This is a genomic window from Alteromonas sp. RW2A1 (assembly GCF_001886475.1).
In the GTDB taxonomy this organism is placed as follows: Bacteria; Pseudomonadota; Gammaproteobacteria; order Enterobacterales; family Alteromonadaceae; genus Alteromonas; species Alteromonas hispanica.
The window spans coordinates 603411-618510 of sequence record NZ_CP018031.1 but is presented as its reverse complement, the minus strand read 5'-3'; the positions used below and the strand labels follow the sequence as shown (position 1 = coordinate 618510).

11 protein-coding genes are annotated in these 15100 nt (G+C 44.5%); 4 read left to right on the top strand and 7 right to left on the bottom strand.

Annotation, left to right across the window (positions count from 1 at the left end):
* Positions 1–98 precede the first annotated feature (98 nt).
* Both rpmA and rplU read right to left on the bottom strand, forming a co-directional pair.
* Positions 99–356, bottom strand: coding sequence for a 50S ribosomal protein L27 (rpmA, locus tag BM528_RS02815; RefSeq protein WP_071978568.1), 258 nt, complete (start codon positions 354–356; stop codon positions 99–101).
* 15 nt (positions 357–371) lie between these two features.
* A complete protein-coding gene (gene rplU / locus BM528_RS02810) occupies positions 372–683 on the bottom strand; it encodes a 50S ribosomal protein L21 (RefSeq protein WP_032095642.1) in 312 nt (103 codons plus the stop codon).
* 882 nt (positions 684–1565) lie between these two features.
* Here rplU and ispB point away from each other — a divergent pair.
* Positions 1566–2540 (top strand): octaprenyl diphosphate synthase, encoded by a 975-nt coding sequence (gene ispB, locus BM528_RS02805; RefSeq protein WP_071978567.1) that lies wholly within the window; start codon positions 1566–1568, stop codon positions 2538–2540.
* Positions 2541–2578: 38 nt separating this feature from the next.
* Here ispB and BM528_RS02800 read toward each other — a convergent pair whose 3' ends face one another.
* The 3 genes from BM528_RS02800 to BM528_RS02790 all read right to left on the bottom strand — a co-directional run bounded on the left by BM528_RS02800 (position 2579) and on the right by BM528_RS02790 (position 7144).
* A complete protein-coding gene (locus tag BM528_RS02800; protein ID WP_071978566.1) occupies positions 2579–3295 on the bottom strand; it encodes a ZIP family metal transporter in 717 nt (238 codons plus the stop codon).
* A 204-nt stretch (positions 3296–3499) separates the two neighbouring features.
* Entirely contained in the window at positions 3500–4819 is a 1320-nt protein-coding gene (pepQ, locus tag BM528_RS02795; protein ID WP_071978565.1) for a Xaa-Pro dipeptidase, read from the bottom strand.
* 288 nt (positions 4820–5107) lie between these two features.
* Positions 5108–7144 (bottom strand): transglycosylase SLT domain-containing protein, encoded by a 2037-nt coding sequence (locus BM528_RS02790; RefSeq protein ID WP_232230559.1) that lies wholly within the window; start codon positions 7142–7144, stop codon positions 5108–5110.
* Between the two features lie 516 nt (positions 7145–7660).
* Between BM528_RS02790 and fadB the strand changes: the two genes are divergently transcribed.
* Together fadB and fadA are read left to right on the top strand one after the other, a co-directional pair.
* A complete protein-coding gene (fadB, locus tag BM528_RS02785) occupies positions 7661–9811 on the top strand; it encodes a fatty acid oxidation complex subunit alpha FadB (RefSeq protein WP_071978564.1) in 2151 nt (716 codons plus the stop codon).
* Between the two features lie 18 nt (positions 9812–9829).
* On the top strand, positions 9830–10993 hold the full coding sequence (gene fadA, locus BM528_RS02780; protein ID WP_071978563.1) for an acetyl-CoA C-acyltransferase FadA: 1164 nt from the start codon (positions 9830–9832) through the stop codon (positions 10991–10993).
* An 89-nt stretch (positions 10994–11082) separates the two neighbouring features.
* On the opposite strand, the gene BM528_RS02775 is transcribed toward fadA, so the two are convergent.
* Positions 11083–12051 (bottom strand): integron integrase, encoded by a 969-nt coding sequence (locus BM528_RS02775; protein WP_071978562.1) that lies wholly within the window; start codon positions 12049–12051, stop codon positions 11083–11085.
* A 266-nt stretch (positions 12052–12317) separates the two neighbouring features.
* On the bottom strand, positions 12318–12512 hold the full coding sequence (locus BM528_RS02770) for a hypothetical protein (protein ID WP_071978561.1): 195 nt from the start codon (positions 12510–12512) through the stop codon (positions 12318–12320).
* Positions 12513–14663: 2151 nt separating this feature from the next.
* Here BM528_RS02770 and BM528_RS02760 point away from each other — a divergent pair.
* A complete protein-coding gene (locus tag BM528_RS02760; protein ID WP_071981120.1) occupies positions 14664–15065 on the top strand; it encodes a hypothetical protein in 402 nt (133 codons plus the stop codon).
* Positions 15066–15100: the final 35 nt, after the last annotated feature.

Sequence of the window (15100 nt, the reverse complement as noted above, 5' to 3'; positions counted from 1 at the left end):
TCAACCTGACGGGTTTGCCAGCTTCGCTGGGCAAACAAAACAAAAAACCCCGCAAACGCGGGGTTTTTGAAAGCTTTCTTGGCTAGTTAGCGCAATGCTTACTCGCCTACGATGCTTACAAACTTACGGTTCTTCGGTCCTTTAACATCGAACTGAACTTTACCGTCTTTAAGTGCAAACAACGTGTGGTCTTTACCGATACCCATGTTGTCACCAGCGTGGAAACGTGTACCACGTTGACGAACAATGATGTTACCAGCAAGAACAGATTCACCACCAAAGCGCTTAACACCTAGGCGTTTACTCTCTGAATCACGACCGTTTTTGGTACTACCACCAGCTTTTTTGTGTGCCATGTGTTCGTGCTCCTCTTATGCGTTGATACCAGTGATTTTCACTTCCGTGAACCACTGACGGTGACCAGCTTGCTTGCGCGAGTGCTTACGACGACGGAACTTAACGATAGTTACTTTATCGCCACGACCGTGTGTTACCACTTCTGCAGTCACCTTACCACCAGCAACGTTTGGTGTGCCGATTTTTACGTCGTCACCGTTGCTTACCATTAAAACTTTGTCAAATTCAACCGTTTCGCCTGGGGCTACTTCGATTTTTTCAAGACGAACGGTTTGGCCTTCGGCCACACGGTGTTGTTTACCGCCACTTTGGAAAACCGCGTACATAGTTAACTCCGCTCTGCGTCCACTGACGCGTCAATTCAAAAAACAGGGCGCAAATTCTACGTGAAACATCTGTAAATCACAAGCCCGATTCGTAGAAAAAATGATTATTTTTCCAACATGGAGCGAATTATGCCTCAATTGCTTATTTGATGCAGCTTACAATCGCGTAAATATGGATAAAATTTAAAAAAATTGTGCGTTACATCATTAAAAATCTACTTTCTTCACCAAGTGAAGGTAGTCAATTTTGGTGCTGAAAACACAAATTTCGAATATCTAACTTAAAATTGATCATTTTGATCTTCGTGCTTATTACTTTGCCTGCATGACAACCTACATGGACAACGCGATCCCTTTTTACAAAGCTACGATCCGAGAAAAATAGTGGTTACATTTCTTACAAACACGGCTAAGTCTGGAGCAAAACGCACAACGCAGAGAAAAATGCTTAAAGCAGAATTCACAAAGTATCAAAAATAACGGCTTTAACAAAAATTGTAGTATTAGAGGCCAAATGTCTAACTCTTCTCGTTTTTCTGATATTTTCTTTGCCCCTTTTTCTATTTTCTCCCCTTATTCACTGCTTTTTTCTCTCTGTTTTCTGTTCTTTACTCTCTATTGGCAGCCTAGCATTCATCAGCGAAGTTTTTTAAAACGGTATGCTAACGGTTTGTTCTATTGGCTAAATAGCTGTAGTAAATACAGAGGCGCAAAGTTCTAACATGCTTAAGGAGCAATTTTTGACGGGTATATCAATGATTACATTTCAATTGCGTTAAACTGTCATTTTTTAAGACAATTTGGTGGATAGTGCGAGCCATTAAGGTACAATCGCCATCAATATAGTACCAATTGTAAGAGTAAGTATTTATTGCCATGCCTATGGATATAGACCAAATTCGCGCACTGTCGAACGACGATATGCAAGCGGTTAATGCGCTGATTCAACAACAAGTAGATTCTGACGTAGCACTAATTAACCAGCTTGGCTTTTATATCGTAAATAGTGGCGGTAAACGCTTACGTCCTCTTCTTACCGTGCTAAGCGCACAAGCAATGGGCATTCAAAACAACGACCATCACACGTTGGCCGCCATTGTTGAATTTATACATACCGCTACTTTGCTGCACGACGATGTTGTTGACGAGTCGACCATGCGCAGAGGGCGTGAAACGGCAAATGCCGTGTTCGGAAACCAAGCGTCAGTGCTCGTGGGTGACTTCTTATATACCCGTTCTTTCCAGATGATGGTAAGCCTTAAGCGTATGCGAGTTATGTCGATTCTGTCTGAGGCAACTAATCAGATTGCCGAAGGTGAAGTACTGCAGCTAATGAATTGTAACGACGCGAACACCACAGAATCTCGTTACTTCGACGTGATCTATGGCAAAACTGCGCGTTTGTTTGAAGCGGCAACGCAACTTGCGGCGGTTTTAACTGACCAGAGCGAAACGATAGAACACGCCATGCAAGAGTACGGTAAGCATCTTGGTACCGCGTTTCAATTAGCTGATGACTTGCTTGATTACATGGCTGATAGCGAAGAAATGGGCAAAAATGCGGGCGACGACCTTGCTGAGGGTAAACCCACGCTGCCACTGTTATACGCCATGTGGCATGCGGAAAACGAAGACGATAAAACGCTCATTCGCGAGGCTATTGAACAGAGTAACGGTTTGCCACACCTAACAAAAATACAAGGCATAATGGAAGCTACAGGTGCGCTGGACTACACCAGACAATGCGCACATAACGAAGTAAAAATGGCAATAGACAGCCTTGCGCCTATTCCAGACTCTGACTATAAAGAAGCGCTAATCTCTCTAGCTCACATTTCAGTAGAGCGCACCAGCTAAAAAGCTGGTGCCGTTTAAAGGCAACGCAGCTCTCGATGCTAACTCTCCAGTATGTAGCCCACTACCCCCACTAAAAACCCTAGTATTCCTCCTAGTGGCGGTAGCCAGTGGTTTTCCATTCGTATTTGCGGTGCAATATCTTGAAAAACAGAATATAAGATCCCGCCTGCAGCGAAGAGCATAATGCCGCTAGTAATAACCGGAAATTGAGATAAAAAGAAATAGCCAATTAAACTGAAAATTGGCCCTAATAACGCCATTAATACAAAAATGATAATCAGCTTATTGCTGCGCTTTTTATTTTTCGGCAGCATTTCTCGGTAAGCGTTAAAACCTTCAGGTAAGTTTTGTACCGCAATTAGCGCCCCCAAAAGCAACGTAGATCCGCCAAGCGCTGCTGTTGCTCCCAATGCAATAGACTCGGGCACAAAGTCGCTCAGCATAGCTGCAAGCTGACTACCAGCAGTTTTCTTTTTTGCCAAAAAGATATCGAGTGACATAAAAGCTAGTGAGCCACTTACAAAACAGGCTACTACCCCAAACACTGATAAATCCATTGCCCCTTTAGGCACTAATACCAACCCAACCGCTGATATCAAGGCTCCCGCTCCCAACGCCAAAATACCGTGTCTCAACTCTTGCTCCAACCACTGTGGTTGAATACTCTTGCGCGTTGAAAGCATGGCGCCGGCAGGCATAGCTAAACCTGCAATAGTAGCAACAAGAAGTAAATTGATAACGCTTGAATCAAACATAGTGCTGCCCTTCCGTTGTGCAAACATTATATGCGAAGGCTAACCGTTTTTTATCAAAATACGTTAGCGGCTTCAGGAAGCTCGTAAAACGAAGCTGTATAACAAAGCTATAAAATAAACTAAAAAGAGCAGCGTATAACTGCTCTTGTGTTTTTATAACCATTTCGACATTCTTGCAAATACCCAATGAAACTATAAAGGCAATTAGTTAAGCCCTAGGTCGCGGGTCATATTTTCGTTTTTGTCACGATGAACAATTATATTGTCCTCTATGCGGATCCCGCCGAATGGTTTGTAGGCTTCTACCGTGTTCCAATTGATGTATTTCGAGGCTGGCGTTGCTTTTAAGTCTCGCAGTAAACTCTCGATAAAATATAGTCCGGGCTCGATAGTGAACACCTGTCGCGGCTCTACCACTCGTGTACAACGAAGAAAAGGATGATCTTCTGGCGCAGTCTTAGGCGTGCCTCTGTCATCATTAACTAAGCCACCAACATCGTGTACCTGCAACCCAAGAAAATGACCTATTCCATGAGGGAAGAAAGTGCGAGTTATCCCCATCTCAACAATTTCTTGAGGCGTTAGGTTAACAACCCCGGTGTCATGAAGAATTTGCGCAATTCCATCATGAGCGAGCAAATGAATATCGGTGTATGCCACACCTGGCTTCAAATTATCAGCAAGGGTAAGGGTTACCTTATCTACTGCTTTAATAAGATCTGCAAATAACGATGATTGTTGACTGTAGGTTCTCGTTATATCGGCGGCATAGCCGTTGTAGGTAGCACCTGCATCAATAAGAAAAGAGCGTGAAGTGCTAGGAGCAATATTGTCACACTGCATGTAATGCAAAATAGATGCGTGCTCATTTAACGCCACAATACTGGTGTAGGGAACATCGTTGTCGCCCTGTCTGCAAGCGGTTGCATAGGCTAAATTGATATCGAACTCGCTTTTCCCTTCTCTAAAAGCCTGTTCTGCCGCGCGATGACCTGCAACGGCCAGCTTATTTGCCTCACGCATGCAGTCGAGTTCGTAGTCTGTTTTGTAAGCACGCTGATAGTGCAAATAGTGTAGTACTCTATCTGGGTTTACATTGTCGAACCCGAGCGCTTTAGCAACTTCAATATACTCGCCAATATAGGCCATGCGCGACTTATCGTAAGGAAGGTGTTTTTCAACTGCATCAGCTTGTTTAAGCAGGATGATATTAAAACTGTCTGTCCAGAAATCGTTAGGCTCTGGTGGTACTTTGTGCCAAAAGTCTTCAGGACGATAAAAGATAAGTGTGGGCTTGTCTTCGCCGTTGACTACCAGCCAACAGTTGGGGTTGTCGATGACCGGCACCCACGCTTTGAATTGCGGGTTCACCTTAAAAGGATAGTGATTGTCATCTAAAAATAGTCGTTTTCCCTGACCCGAATGAATAACCAAGCCATCGAGCCCTTCACGCTGCAAAGCCTCGCGAGTTCTCGCCTGTAATTCTTCTATATGCTGTTCGTAGGTTGCTTTATGGTGCGACATAGCCCCTCTTATCTTTCTCGTTAATTGTTCTATTTGCGTTGCTTTTCTATTTGTACTTTCCACTCGACGTTAAGTATAACATGAGCCGTTGCGCATATTTATCCTGCCACGATAAACTGCAGTTTTGAGATGCCAACTTGCTTAAAATCTCTCTGCATTGATGGCTCTCAAAGTACTTATTTTTGAATCTCAAATTTCTAATATGCACATAAAACACGCCTATTACTCACCTTAAATAAGCGTCAACTCGCAGTAAATTAAGTGCTATTTTAAATGATACTAACTAGGCTACTTTGGTGCCAACTGCACTATGCCTGTTACAGGGTGTGTACTTACAGCCTCTGCCGAGGGGATCAGATCGGAAGTAAGTTGGGGAAATATATTATTATTACCCCCTAATTGTTGTTCGTATATATGTTGATATGCCATTACAGCTTTCACATAAGCTCGGGTTTCTTTGTAAGGTATATTCTCAATCCAAATATCGACAGGAAGGGCTTCATTTTCTGGTAGCCATTCCAGCACTTTTCTCCAACCAGCATTGTAAGATGCAGAAACCAACACCGGATTGTTATTCAGTTTATCCATAAGGTAACGAAGGTACTGGACGCCAAATTCAACGTTTTCGTTAACATTGAAAAGTTGGCTTTGACTCACTTTGGTTTGCGCAACGTATTTTGCAGTACCTGGCATAAGCTGCATTAACCCCGCCGCGCCTACCGGTGAAATGGCATCGCTTCTAAATGAGCTTTCTCTTCGAGCAATGGCCATTGCGAAAGAGGTAGGAATATTATGCAGCTGCGCTTTTTCACTAAATACCTCGTTAAACGCAAGTGGGAAGCGTCTTCCTACATCGTCCCTGTAGCCACTGCGAGCAAAGCTACTGATTGCTTGGTCGTAAAGCCCCCATTCATAGGCCAAAATTCCCGCGTCGGTAACCTGTTCATTCGGAATATGCGTGAGTAAGTAGTACCACTCCCTCCTCGCCTCGGTAGCACGGTTTAAACGAAAAAACTCAACCGCCCTAAGTGTGGCTGGTGTGGTTGCTAACTTCGCGATTGTGGCAACATCTTTGGGTGCAGGGTTATTTTTAAGAGAAGGAAAGGCGTTAATACGAGCACTTGCCATAAAACCATAGTAGTGGCGCTCTTGTGCTAACTGACGATACAACACGGTGGCCTGCATAGGTTGGCCAGTTTGTTCTAGCGCCCTGGCCAACCAATAACGATAGTTTGCTTTGTTTTTCAGAGACACGGGCGCCTGCTCGATAATGCGAATGACCTCATCGAACTGCTGTGTGCGCAACAGGTGAGAAACATGCCATAGCTTTATATCGTCACTGGCACCCGGTATGTCGGCGTATTCTAACCACTCATGCGCCTGCGGAAGCTTTTCAAGGGTAAAGCTAAGTGCAATAGCTCGATTGATAGCGTGGCGCTGTGCATCAGAAAATACGCCTTGGCGCTGATATCTTTGATAAACCTTTTCTGCCAAAGCGGGCTTTTGCCAGGCCAATTTTTCAAGAGCCCAAACCATTGCTTCTACTTCACTTGGTTTGTTTTTTAACGGGAATAACCCTCTTTTCTGCACATTGCTAACGTTGCGAGTAACGGCTAACCAGATATCTGCAATATATTGATATTTAGCGGGTAACTGGCGCTTTAGGTAGTGAATAATACGGCGATTCTTTTCTTTCGCTGCAATTTCAATGCGCTTTATCACCATGGTAGATGTCATTAGGCCAGCTTTCTTCCACTTAGAGAAAAGCGGGTCGCACTCATCGGGTTGAGACTGCCCGCTTAGCCACAGCGCATCAACCTCTCGCAGTACTTTAGCCACTGGCTCTGCTCCTTGCAGGCGGTAGTTAAGTGCAACACAAGTGAGCCTTGCCCCCATTCCGCTGCGGTAGCTATCTAAAAATGCGTTTCGGTGATTATGCTTCGCCAAATAACTAAGCCATTTGTAACGTAACCCATAGCTCACAGGCTGACCGCGGTAGTCCTCTAAAAATTGATTCACTTCGCGCTTAGTAGCAATTGACATTGTGCGCTCTAATTTCAAACGCAAAAGGTAGGGGTATAGTGGGTAGTCGGCTAACGCATATATTTCACCATCAAAGTCATTCACGCGACGTCGAGAATAAGTGCGTAACTTCTCTTCTAAATTAAGAAAATGCTGACGCTCCTGTGCATATTCATCTTGAGGAAGCGTTAATGTATGGCCTGGAAGTGGCTGAGCGACGGTATGGGGTATTACCACTACTGAGAATAATAGATAAACTAACAATGCTGGTGCATGTTTAGATAAATGAATGGCTTTAGACACAAAAAGTCTCCTACCCTTTATTGAATTCAAACTGGCCGATGACTTACTCGACCGCCTGAATTGCTTATTGTATATCGCCAATATAGACGACATATTTTGCTGTTTAGGCTCTCACAATGTGAACGTACAGCTTGGCTCCGTGCCAATGAAGATGTTGTGTCGACCGCTATAAACTGTGTACTAATACGGTAGTGAAACTCTAACCGTTAGATATGCGTTACAGCTAAAACAGCCTTATTGCTTATTATTCGTATATTGGATTGGCGCTTTGCGCTAATAATGCTCATTATACAACCACCAATACCGAAATGAAGCTTGAATTCGATATTTGCACTTGAATTTAAGTCATCGGACCACTACCTTAGACAAATTGAAACGCTTGTTTGATTTTTTGTTGAAATTTTGTGTGGCTTTGTAAAGAATCTAGCCACCCTAACGCGTTAGTGAATGCATACGACCCTACAAATTAGTTGGATTACTTCACTAACATCCTGGCCAATGCCGAAGGAGATGATAATGATATACACAGGCAAAAGTCTTTCCGTCAGCCTGTTAGATGACGGCTTTGCTGAGCTGGTATTCGACGCCGAAGGTTCAGTAAACAAGTTCGACCGCCAAACAGTGAGCGAACTTGACGAAGCAACCCAAGCCCTACTTGCTAAAGGCGATGTAAAAGGCTTATTAGTACGCAGTGCAAAACCTGCATTTATCGTAGGTGCAGATATCACCGAGTTCACTGGTCTTTTCACTATGGACGATGCTGAAGTACTACAGTGGGTTGCCAATACTTCTCAAGTATTCGACCGCTTCGAAGACTTACCTTTTCCTACTATAGCTGCAGTTAACGGCTTTGCCCTAGGCGGTGGTTGTGAAATGACATTGGCATGTGACATGCGTATTGCAGACACCACAGCGGCTATTGGCTTACCAGAAGTTAAACTAGGCCTTATGCCTGGATTTGGTGGTACGGTTCGCCTACCTCGCCTAATTGGTGCAGATAACGCCCTTGAGTGGATGACCACTGGTCGCGACAGAAAAGGTGCAAAAGCCCTTGCTGAAGGCGCAGTTGATGCAGTAGTAGCACCAGAAGCACTTATTGAAGGTGCGCTTTCAATGGTGAAAGACGCAGCTGACGGTAAGCTTGACTGGCAAGCACGTCGTGCGGTTAAGAAAGCTCCACTACAGCTAAACAAAAACGAAGCTATGATGAGCTTCTCTACTGCTCAAGCCATGGTATTTGCACAAGCTGGTAAACATTACCCAGCACCGCACAAAATGGTTGAGACAGTACAAAAAGCAGCGGGTCTAGACCGTGACGGCGCACTTAAGCTTGAAAACGAAGGCTTTGTAGCGCTAGCGAAAACCGACGCTGCGAAAGCACAAATTGGTATCTTCCTTGCCGACCAGCTAGTTAAGAGCAAAGGTAAGAAGCAAGCGAAAGCGGCAACTAAGCAGTCTAAGCTTAACGCTGTACTAGGTGCAGGCATCATGGGTGGCGGTATTGCATACCAAAGCGCTGTGAAAGGCACACCGGTAGTCATGAAAGACATTAACCAAGGTGCACTAGACCTTGGCCTTTCAGAAGCAGCGAAAATTCTTGGCAAAGGTATGAAGCGCGGTAAAGTTGATGCGACTAAAATGGCGCAAACGCTTAACGCGATTACACCTACCCTTGAGTACAGCACACTTAAAGATGCAGACCTTGTAATTGAAGCGGTTGTAGAAAACCCGAAAGTGAAAGGTATTGTACTTAAAGAAGTAGAAGACAATGTAGCAGACGACGCTATCATCACTTCAAACACTTCGACTATCTCTATCAACCAGCTAGCTGAAAGCTTAGACAAGCCTGAGCGCTTCTGTGGTATGCACTTCTTCAACCCAGTGCATCGCATGCCGCTTGTTGAGATTATTCGTGGCGAAAAAACGTCAGAAGAGACCATCAATGCAGTAGTAGCCGCTACCCTTAAAATGGGCAAAACCCCTATTGTGGTTAACGACTGCCCAGGGTTCTTAGTAAACCGCGTATTGTTCCCATACTTTGCGGGCTTCAGTAAGCTACTTATCGACGGCGCAGACTTTGTTGCGGTTGATAAAGTAATGGAAAAAATCTTCGGCTGGCCAATGGGCCCAGCTTACCTAATGGACGTTGTAGGTATCGACACGGGCGACCACGCAGCAGACGTTATGGCAGCAGGTATTCCAGAGCGTATGGCTCGCCTAGACAACGACCCTGTAACCTTGTTCTACAAAGAAGAGCGTTTAGGTCAGAAGAACGGTAAAGGTTTCTACAACTACGGTGTTGATAAGCGCGGTAAGCCGTCTAAAACACCTGCTGAAGAAGCATACGCACTAATGGCGCCGCACGTAGCTGACAAGACAGACTTTGAAGCAGACGACATTATTGCACGCCTCATGATCCCTATGGCAAACGAAGCAATTCGCTGCCTAGAAGAAGGCATTGTAGATAGCGCAGCTGAAGCAGATATGGCGCTACTTTACGGCTTAGGTTTCCCTCCATTCCGCGGTGGTATTTTCCGTTGGATTGAAACCATTGGCTTGGCGAACTTCGTTGCTATGGCAGACAAGTACGCTGAACTTGGTCCAATTTATCAGATCTCAGACGGCGTTCGTGAAATGGCCGCTGCTGGTAAATCCTATTTCGCATAAGACCCGGAGGAAAATCTAATGAAAGAAGTGGTCGTAATCGATTGCGTACGTACCCCTATGGGTCGTTCAAAAAACGGTGTTTTCAGAAATGTGCGTGCAGAAGACCTATCTGCAGCGCTAATGACCGCGCTACTAGAGCGTAACCCTGGCGTAAACCCAGCGGAAATTGAAGACATCATTTGGGGCTGTGTTCAGCAAACTAAAGAACAAGGCTTCAACGTTGCACGTAACGCGCAACTATTAACACAAATTCCACGCACAACTGGCGCGGTAACGGTAAACCGTTTATGTGGTTCATCAATGCAGGCCCTTCACGATGCAACAAGCGGCATCATGAGCGGCCGTGGTGACATTTACATGATTGGTGGTGTTGAGCACATGGGTCACGTACCGATGAACTACAACATAGACTTCCACCCAGGCCTTGCTAAATACACAGCAAAAGCGTCGGGTATGATGGGTATGACAGCTGAGCTGCTTGGCCGCCAAAACGGTATTACTCGTGAGCAACAAGATGCCTTTGGCGCGCGCTCGCACCAGCTAGCGCACAAAGCACACCTTGAAGGCCGCTGGGCTAACGAGATTGTGCCTGTTGAAGGTCACGATGAAAACGGCGTATTAAAGCTTATTGACTATGATGAAGTTGTACGCCCAGAAAGCACTGCTGAGAGCATGGCGGCACTTCGCCCAGTGTTTGACCCAGTAAACGGCACGGTTACTGCGGGTACGTCTTCTGCGCTGTCTGACGGTGCATCGGCTATGGTGCTTATGTCGGCAGACCGTGCGAAAGAGCTTGGCCTAACACCACGTGCGAAAATTCGCTCGATGGCTGTGGCTGGTTGTGATGCAGCAATTATGGGTTACGGCCCAGTGCCAGCCACACAAAAAGCCCTTAAGCGCGCAGGCCTTACTATGGACGACATTGAACTTGCTGAGTTTAACGAAGCGTTTGCAGCACAGGCCCTCTCGTGCATTAAGCAACTAGGTTGGATGGACCACCTTGATACTAAGATTAATCTTAACGGTGGTGCAATTGCACTTGGTCACCCACTAGGTTGTTCTGGTTCACGTATCTCAGGTACGCTTATCAATCTAATGGAATCACAAGACGTAAGCCTAGGCTTAGCAACAATGTGTATTGGTTTAGGCCAAGGTATTGCTACTGTATTTGAGCGTGTGTAAGCGTTTAAATAAAAGCTTGAATTAGCGCTTGAACAGATAAGTTTTGAAAAGGGCCTTCGGGCCCTTTTTTGTTTCTTTGACGATAAAGCTTAAAACGCTAAATTAGAAAGCGGACTGACTACCCCATTTGCTCCTTGCTGAAGTATGTGTGTATATATTTGAGTAGTTCTAACATCGGCATGCCCTAATTGGTCTTGCACCGTTCTAATGTCTGCACCTGATTGCAACAAATGCGTGGCAAATGAATGACGCAGTGTGTGAGGTGTAACATGCTTAATTATTCCAGCATCAGATGAAGCCCGACTTACAGCCCGCTGTATTTGCTTCTCATCGATGTGGTGTCGTCGTAACAATTTGCTTTCTGGGTCAATACTTAGTTTTGATGCGGGGAATAAATACTGCCATTCCAGCGTTTTATTACGCTGTTGATATTTTTTCCTCAACCCATGTGGAATCCAAGCTCCAGCAAAGTCTGATACCATCAAATCTCGTTGCAAAAGCTTTTCACTTTCACTGATATGGTTCTTCAAAAGTGGAATTAGTGATTCTGATAACGTAACTACACGGTGCTTTCCACCTTTTCCAAACCAAATCCGCACACACTTATAATCAAAATCTATATCTCCCGTTCTAAGACGAACGCACTCCATTAATCGAAGACCACTTCCATAAAGAAGCGCTACCGCCAAATAATGATGGGTAGGCACTCTTCCAAGTAATGTCTTTACTTCTAACCGAGTAAGCACCACCGGCAGTTTTCTTTCTCTGCCGCTCCCCACAAAATTCATGTCGGAAGGTAACGGCTGATCTAAATATTTATTGTAAAGAAAAACTAAAGCATTTAGCGCGGTAGCTTGTGTAGCGCGAGCATTTTTACGCTTAATAGATAAATGCGTAAGGTATGCTTCAACGTGCAGAACATCGAGGTCTTTCGGGTGCTGGAATTTGTAAAAGCGAATGTAATCTGAAATCCAGTTTATATAGGTTTGTATAGTGCGTTTTGCATAGCGTTTGAGCATCATGTGCTCGTATAGGGATTTAATAAACTGAGACTTCATGTTCGACTCCGAAATAAAAGAAGTCTATTTAAAAAATCACAAAGAAATAACTGAATTTAGTACCTGTTTTATTGCAAAGCTATTCACGAAATACCCCAAATTCACCTGCAACCCGATTTGGTATTTTTAGCTTTTGAGCAAAATACACCAAAAACGTATTTTACTAATTCTAACGATAGGTTATGGTTTAACCATATTTAAAACCTAACGGACAAAAACCCCGTTCTGGTTCGTTAAATCGCCCCGTTTAGGGAACGATTAAATTGTTATGCCCTTTTCATTCCACTTAAAACGTCAAGCTGTCTAGCGTGCTCTTGTCTTTGGTCGCTCTGCCCCTGCCACCCAGCAACACAGCAAGCTATAAGCTCATCCCTTGTCATTTCTTCAATAGGCACACCGAAAAACAACGAGCCTTTTGCTTTCTCTAAATTACTTTCTACAAAACTTTTAGGTATAGCCATAATCTTTGCCCTCCAAAGGCATAACAAATATATCAAGCGGATTGCTTACGCAACGCGCTTATAAAGGGGTTATAAGGCGTCAGCCTAAACTCCGTTTGGCTTTATAAAAATCCCAGTACAACTACCCTCACCTGTTTTCATTAACATCGCTCTAGCTTGTGGTAGGTGAAAATCCGCCGCTTTCAATTCAAAGGTGGTGTAATAGGCGCTTTATCGCCAAGTGCTTATTTTAAGTCAGTAAGCGCCATTACACTCGATAGCTCGGATGGCGGCTAGCTTCTGTCAAATCAAAAACATCGCTGCACAGTCGTTTTTCTTGTTTGTGTTAACAATCAATCGTATGCTGGCTTCAACAGTTTTTAAAAAGACCAAAGGAACTGGCTCTGCTTATAACAAGGCGCTTAAGACCACTCCCTTCGGTCGCTCGGACGCATTTACGCGGGGCGGCTTCGCCATTATGCCCCACGCAACTGCGCCGCTTAGCTTAATGTTAGGCGTCATTTACTTACAGCACTAAAAAGTGGGTTCAACCGTGACATTCCAGCATCAAGGTTGTTTCTCTAGGCTGTCTTTACGGCTTACTTTTTTCGGTTGTTTCAACGGCTTTAGCAACGCGCTTTTCATCAACATCGCAACGCCAACATTCAACATCACCAGCTTTCTAAACTCGCTCTTTTATCCACCAATGCCGTTAACATCTGGCTTTTCGCACAGGGTTGTTTTATCTTAAATTCAATAATTTAAACAAGCTGGCTAATTGGTTAGTGGTGGCAGCAAAGCTGCGTACTTTCAGTTGTACGCCTAACAAAACGCTCAAGCCACTCCCTCCGGTCGCTGGGACGCTAACATGTGGGCTGACTCACTTCGTTCGGATTTTAGCCCACATGCTAGCGCCCCTTAGCTTAAAGTTAGGCGTCATTTACTTACAGCACTAAAAAGTGGGTTCAACCGTGACATTCCAGCATCAAGGTTGTTTCGCTAGGTTGTCTTTACGGCTTACTTTTCGGTAGTTTCAACGGCATTAGCAACGCGCTTTTCCTCAGTATCGTAACGCCAACATCCAACATCACCAGCTTTCTAAACTCGCTCTTTTATCCAGCATTAACGTTAACATCTGGCATTTCGCACAGGGTTGTTTTATCTTAAATTCAACAATTTAAACACGCGGTCTAATTGGCTAGTGGTGGCAGCAAAGCTGCGTACTTTCAGTTGTACGCCTAACAATACGCTGTTGGCACTCCCTTCGGTCGCTGGGACGCTAACATGGGGCCGCTTCGCGATTATAGCCCCATGCTAGCGCCCCAAAGCTTAGTGTTAGGCGTCATTTACTTACAGCATAAAAAGGTGGGTTTAACCGTGACATTACAGCATCAAGGTTGTTTCGCTAGGTTGTCTTTACAGCTTGCTTTTTCTGTAGTTTCGACGGCTTTAGCAACGCGCTTTTTATCAAAAAAAGCAACGCCAACATTTAACATCATCCGTATTCTAAACTCGCTCTTTTATCCAGCATTACCGTTAACATCTGGCTTTTCGCACAGGGTTGTTTTATCTTAAATTCAATAATTTAAACACGCGATCTAATTGGCTAGTGGTAGCAGCAAAGCTGCGTACATTTCGGTGTACGCCTAACAAAACGCTGTTGGCACTCCCTTCGGTCGCTGGGACGCTAACACGGGGCCGCTTCGCGATTATAGCCCCATGTTAGCGCCCCAAAGCTTAGTGTTAGGCGTCATTTACTTACAGCATTAAAATGTGGGTTCAAACGTGACATTCCAGCATCAAGGTTGTTTCGCTAGGTCGTGTTCGCGGCTAGCTTTCTCGGTTGTTTCAACGGCTTTAGCAACGGGCTTTTCATCAACATCGCAACGCCAACATTCAACATCACCAGCTTTCTAAACTCGCTCTTTTATCCAGCAATGCCGTTAACATCTGGCTTTTCGCACAGGGTTGTTTTATCTTATTTTCAATAATTTAAACAAGCTGGCTAATCGGCTAGTGGTGGCAGCAAAGCTGCGTACTTTCAGTTGTACGCCTAACAAAACGCTCAAGCCACTCCCTTCGGTCGCTGGGACGCTAACATGTAGGCTGACTCACTTCGTTCGGATTTTAGCCCACATGCTAGCGCCCCTTAGCTTAAAGTTATACCTTCTTATGAATTATTTGAATTTATTGGTTTTAATTCTTGGTTTAAGCGCATGCTCCTATGGTGAAGTAGAAGCCCCGTCCTTAAATTTTGATTACGCAAAAGAGCCAATTAAATTCGTCGAGTATGTTAATGGAAACTGGGATAAAGTTTGTTTTCTCGGCCCTTACTCCAATAATGAAGCTGCAAGTGAATTGCTCGGCTTTGAATGGCCATTAGAATCATTAACGTCAGTGTGGATTAATGACGGAGTAACCTTATTGGTATTCGTTGAAAATGAGTCAGTGCTATCTTACTACGAGGTTTCTAGAGCACCATATGATTTCAACGTTTTTTCAAATTCTTGTGTTAGCCGTGCTTTAAGCTCATTTATAAAAAGCGGTTCCAAGGTTGTAGAAACACAGGTATAACAAACAAATTAAGTTCGCCCGCTGGCGCAGGCTGG

Excerpts from the sequence above, each read along its gene's own strand:
- rpmA (WP_071978568.1), bottom strand. The coding sequence starts at position 356 with ATGGCACACAAAAAAGCTGGTGGTAGTACCAAAAACGGTCGTGATTCA.
- rplU (WP_032095642.1), bottom strand. The coding sequence starts at position 683 with ATGTACGCGGTTTTCCAAAGTGGCGGTAAACAACACCGTGTGGCCGAA.
- ispB (WP_071978567.1), top strand. The coding sequence starts at position 1,566 with ATGGATATAGACCAAATTCGCGCACTGTCGAACGACGATATGCAAGCG.
- BM528_RS02800 (WP_071978566.1), bottom strand. The coding sequence starts at position 3,295 with ATGTTTGATTCAAGCGTTATCAATTTACTTCTTGTTGCTACTATTGCA.
- pepQ (WP_071978565.1), bottom strand. The coding sequence starts at position 4,819 with ATGTCGCACCATAAAGCAACCTACGAACAGCATATAGAAGAATTACAG.
- fadB (WP_071978564.1), top strand. The coding sequence starts at position 7,661 with ATGATATACACAGGCAAAAGTCTTTCCGTCAGCCTGTTAGATGACGGC.
- fadA (WP_071978563.1), top strand. The coding sequence starts at position 9,830 with ATGAAAGAAGTGGTCGTAATCGATTGCGTACGTACCCCTATGGGTCGT.
- BM528_RS02775 (WP_071978562.1), bottom strand. The coding sequence starts at position 12,051 with ATGAAGTCTCAGTTTATTAAATCCCTATACGAGCACATGATGCTCAAA.
- BM528_RS02770 (WP_071978561.1), bottom strand. The coding sequence starts at position 12,512 with ATGGCTATACCTAAAAGTTTTGTAGAAAGTAATTTAGAGAAAGCAAAA.
- BM528_RS02760 (WP_071981120.1), top strand. The coding sequence starts at position 14,664 with ATGAATTATTTGAATTTATTGGTTTTAATTCTTGGTTTAAGCGCATGC.